Here is a 4,092-nt window from a genome sequence, read left to right on the forward strand (position 1 = left end):
GGCCGGGAGGGAGCGGGAAGCCGTCGGACGGGCCGACCGGCAGCCCCTCGGGCAAGCCCACCGGCAAGCCGACGGGCGAACCGACGGACAAGCCCACCGACAAACCGACCGACAAGCCCACGGACAAGCCCACCGACAAGCCGACCGACAAGCCGACGGACCCGCCCACCACGGACGAGCCGACGGACCCGCCGACGACCGACGACCCGCCGCCGAGCGACGACCCGCCCACGTCGCCCGACACCTCACCGGGCACATCGGACTCGGCGAGCGCGTCGTAACGCGTCTCTCAGAACAGCCGCAGCTTGTCGTCCTCGATGCCGCGCAGCGCGTTGTAGTCCAGGACGGCACAGCCGATGCCGCGGTCCGTGGCGAGGACACGGGCCTGCGGCTTGATTTCCTGGGCGGCGAAGATGCCCCTGACGGGCGCCAGGTGCGGGTCGCGGTTCAACAGCTCCAGATAGCGGGTCAGTTGCTCGACGCCGTCGATCTCGCCGCGCCGCTTGATCTCCACGGCGACCGTCTGTCCGTCGGCGTCCCTGCAGAGGATGTCGACCGGGCCGATCGCCGTCATGTACTCGCGGCGGATGAGCGAATATCCCTCACCGAGTGTCTCGATACGGTCGGCGAGCAGCTCCTGGAGGTGTGCTTCCACGCCGTCCTTGATGAGGCCGGGGTCGACGCCCAGTTCGTGCGAGGAGTCGTGCAGGACCTCCTCCATCGTGATGATGAGCTTCTCGCCCGCCTTGTTCACGACGGTCCACACACCGGCGTCGTCCCCTGATCCCTCCTTCAACGTGCAGGGCGGGGACATCCAGTTGAGGGGCTTGTAGGCCCTGTCGTCCGCGTGGATCGAGACGCTGCCGTCCGCCTTCACGAGGATCAGGCGGGGCGCCGACGGGAGATGGGCGGTGAGCCGGCCCGCGTAGTCCACGGAGCATCGGGCAATGACGAGACGCATGGGGCGCAACGCTACTCGACCGGGGGCGGTGCACGCGATTCGCCCACCCGGGGCCGCTCGCCGCCGCGGGCACCGCACGACTTGTCCGGCGATGGACACGTTCGATCCTGGCCGGTTATGCGCCCAATCTCCTGGTGCGCGCACCGCCGGGTGCCTACCGTAGAAGCAGGAGGTCGTCATCCGTGCACGCTGCGTATGCGGACTCCTTCCCTGTCCGTAAGCCCTCGCTTCGCGGGGGTCCGAGAGGAGTACCCATGTCGCTCGACGTCTCACCGGCACTGTTGGAACAGGCCGAGCGAGGCGAGGTGGACGAAGCAGCATTCGTCGACTGCGTCCGGACCTCCCTGCCTTACGCATGGGAGATGATCAGCTCCTTGGTGGCCCAGCTGAAGGTCGACGGCGGAGAGTTCGCCGACAACCAGACGCCGCCGCCGGACGAGCAGGCACGTGGACAGCTGCTGCGCGCGCTCGCGAGTGACGCGATTCGCGGCGCTCTGCAACGGCACTTCGGAGTGCGTCTGGCATTCCAGAACTGCCACCGTGTGGCGGTCTTCCCGCTGGATTCTTCGGTGGACGACCGGCTGGCCCGCTTCACCTCGATCCGGGGCCAGCTGCTCAACCAGTCCCCCGAACTACGGGACTGCTGAGGCCCGCTGCCGCTCCGTACGCGGGAGGTGTGTCAGTCCGGAGCGGCAGCTCCCGGCTCAGCCGAAGGTGGTGAGCACCGGCGCTCAGCGCAGCTGGGGGAGGACTTCCGCCCCGAGCCTGCGCACGTTCTCCTCGGTGGCCGCGAGGTCGCCCGAGCCCTCTACGAGCAGTGCGAAGCGCGTGATGCCGGTGCGCTCGGAGGTGGCGGCGAGGCGGTCGGCGCAGAGCTGCGGGGTGCCGACGGGGTGCAGCCCGCAGAGCAGTTCGGTGTAGGCCAGGGGGTCGCGCATGGCGCGGCTGCGGCCGTCGACCGTCACATGGGCCTCCAGGCCCTGCTTGAGCCAGCCCGGCATCGCTTTCTGTAACGTCTCGGCCGCCTCCGCGCGCCGGTCCGCGATCTGCACGACACCGGCCGAGACGTGCGATGCCGTGGCGATTTCCTCCGGCGTATGCCCGGCGGCACGTGCGTGGCGGTTCCACAAGGCCACCATTTCGGCCTTCTCGTCGTCGCCCACGTGCATGCCGAGCAGCATCGGCAGGCCCCGGTGCGCGGCGAGCCGCACGCTCGCCGGGGAGGTGCAGGCGAGGATCACCTCGGGGCCGCCGGTGCTGCTGTCGCCCTGGCCGGGCAGGGCTTCCTGCGGGCGCGGTACGACGGCGACCTCGCGGAAGTTGAACCTTTCGCCCGCACTCTCCACCCGGGGCTCGCTCAACCACCTGAGCAGGAGGTCGAGGGAGTCGGGGAAGCCTTTCTCGTACGCCTCCAGGCCCGCTCCGAAGACCTCCAGGTCCACCCAGGGGCCGCCCCGGCCGACGCCGAGGGAGAAACGGCCGCCGGAGGTGATGTGGAGCAGGGCCGCCTGCTCGCCGAGCGCGACCGGGTGGACGGTCGGCAGGACGCTCACGGCCGTACCGACCCGGATCCGGCGGGTCCGCCCCAGGAGCAGTGCCGCCAGGGTCACCGCCGACGGGCAGGTGCCGTACGGCACGAAGTGGTGCTCGCCGAGCCAGACCGAGTCCAGGCCCGCCTCCTCGGCCACCTCGGCGGAGCGCACCGCGCGGTGCAGCGCTTCCCCCTGCCCCTGTCCGGGGAACTGGGCGGCCAGAACAAAACTACCTACACGCATCGAACTCCTGCCTCCTTGGCGCCGACGCAGGCACTCCCCCCAAGGGCAACAACGCATGACACGTGCCAAAGGCACGGCCTGGCATGAAGATTGTTGGATTTTCCGCGCAATGCGGGGGACCTGCGGGAATCCGTGCGGGGCGGGTACCCCTCGGCACGGCGCGTAGGCTGGTCACCCCCCTGACCGTCGTACAGCTCGTGAGGTGTCCTGTGTCCCCGCGTCGCAATCGCCCCAAGGGCGCCGGAGAGCCGAGGCCGTCCGCGGACGCGGAACCGTCGGGCCGCTACGGCGGATTCCAGAACGCCGAGAGCTGGCGGGGCGAGCAGTGGAGCGTACGCCATGTGGCGGGCGCGAGTGCGATGGGCAAGCGCTACCGCTGCCCCGGCTGCGACCAGGAGATCCCCTCGGCGCTCCCGCACGTGGTGGCCTGGCCGGAGCACTCGGGGGTGGACGAGCGCAGGCACTGGCACAAGGCGTGCTGGAACGCGAAGGACCGCCGCACCACGCGGGTGCAGCGGTCCCGTAACGCGCCGAGGTACTAGCGGCGGAGCCGGCCTATCCGGCCATACGTCCTATACGTCGCGCTTCTCCAGGAGCGCGAAGGCGACGCCGAGCGCGACCGCCGTCACGACGACGAGCAGGACCAGCTGGGACGTGCCGCCCGGGCTGTCCATGCCCTCCGCGCCGAAGATCTTCGCGAGCGAGTTGATGGCGTTGTAGTCCGACATCTTCTCGCCGAGCGACACCGTGCTCTCCCAGATCGACAGGAACGCGGGCAGGATCGCCGGCACCAGGACAAGGCCGAGCATCGCGGTGATGGCGCCCGCGGAGTGCCGCAGCATGGAGCCCACGGCCAGCGCGAGGACACCGAGCAGCGAGACGTACAGACCGCCCTTGAGGACCGTGCCCGCCCAGGGGAGGTCGCCGGACCCGGGGCCGCCGTTCATCGAGGAGGTCACGAGGCCCACCAGGAGGATGGAGCCCGCGGAGACGACGAAGGCCGTGACGAAGAAGACCACGACCTTCGCGGCCAGCACGCGGTAGCGCTGCGGGGAGGCCGTGAACGTCGTACGGATCATGCCCGTGCCGTACTCCGACGAGGTGACCAGAACGCCGAGCGTGATCAGGCAGATCTGGCCCAGTATCAGGCCGAAGAACGCGGGGACCGTGAACGGCACGTCCGCGTAGTCGTCGGGCTCGGTGTTCGCGGCGGCGAGCAGGCCGATGCCGACGACCAGGGCGAGGAAGATGCCCAGGGTCCACATCGTCGAGCGGACCGACTTGATCTTCGTCCACTCGGAGGAGAGGGCGTTGCCGAGGTGGGTCTTCTTGACCGGGATCGGCGAGGTGTAGGCG

Annotated in this window: 5 protein-coding genes and 1 pseudogene; 3 read left to right on the forward strand and 3 right to left on the reverse strand. The window is 69.9% G+C overall.

Features of this window, described 5'->3' with window-relative positions; genetic code table 11:
• Window positions 1-281 (forward strand): annotated as a pseudogene (locus tag GKQ77_RS28910) (PT domain-containing protein); the annotation flags it as partial.
• Between the two features lie 8 nt (window positions 282-289).
• Here GKQ77_RS28910 and nucS read toward each other — a convergent pair.
• Window positions 290-961, reverse strand: coding sequence for an endonuclease NucS (gene nucS, locus GKQ77_RS28915; protein WP_219691980.1), 672 nt, complete (start codon window positions 959-961; stop codon window positions 290-292).
• A gap of 254 nt (window positions 962-1,215) precedes the next feature.
• Here nucS and GKQ77_RS28920 point away from each other — a divergent pair, with 254 nt between their 5' ends.
• Complete coding sequence (locus GKQ77_RS28920) at window positions 1,216-1,608, forward strand: SCO5389 family protein (protein ID WP_030789356.1); 393 nt, start codon at window positions 1,216-1,218, stop codon at window positions 1,606-1,608.
• A gap of 84 nt (window positions 1,609-1,692) precedes the next feature.
• On the opposite strand, the gene GKQ77_RS28925 is transcribed toward GKQ77_RS28920, so the two are convergent.
• Window positions 1,693-2,736 carry an LLM class flavin-dependent oxidoreductase gene (locus GKQ77_RS28925; RefSeq protein ID WP_219691981.1) on the reverse strand — a complete coding sequence of 348 codons (1,044 nt, stop codon included), beginning with the start codon at window positions 2,734-2,736 and terminating at the stop codon, window positions 1,693-1,695.
• A 209-nt stretch (window positions 2,737-2,945) separates the two neighbouring features.
• Here GKQ77_RS28925 and GKQ77_RS28930 point away from each other — a divergent pair, with 209 nt between their 5' ends.
• Window positions 2,946-3,278, forward strand: coding sequence for an Rv1322 family protein (locus GKQ77_RS28930; RefSeq protein ID WP_219691982.1), 333 nt, complete (start codon window positions 2,946-2,948; stop codon window positions 3,276-3,278).
• A gap of 30 nt (window positions 3,279-3,308) precedes the next feature.
• On the opposite strand, the gene GKQ77_RS28935 is transcribed toward GKQ77_RS28930, so the two are convergent.
• Window positions 3,309-4,092 (reverse strand): ABC transporter permease (locus GKQ77_RS28935; protein ID WP_219691983.1); only part of this gene is annotated, 784 nt, incomplete at its 5' end.

The sequence above is a fragment of the Streptomyces anatolicus genome, assembly GCF_019400875.1.
Taxonomy (GTDB): Bacteria; Actinomycetota; Actinomycetes; order Streptomycetales; family Streptomycetaceae; genus Streptomyces; species Streptomyces anatolicus.

What these genes read in the sequence shown, in the direction of transcription:
- GKQ77_RS28920 (WP_030789356.1), top strand. Translation starts at nt 1,216, where the DNA reads ATGTCGCTCGACGTCTCACCGGCACTGTTGGAACAGGCCGAGCGAGGC.
- nucS (WP_219691980.1), bottom strand. Translation starts at nt 961, where the DNA reads ATGCGTCTCGTCATTGCCCGATGCTCCGTGGACTACGCGGGCCGGCTC.
- GKQ77_RS28925 (WP_219691981.1), bottom strand. Translation starts at nt 2,736, where the DNA reads ATGCGTGTAGGTAGTTTTGTTCTGGCCGCCCAGTTCCCCGGACAGGGG.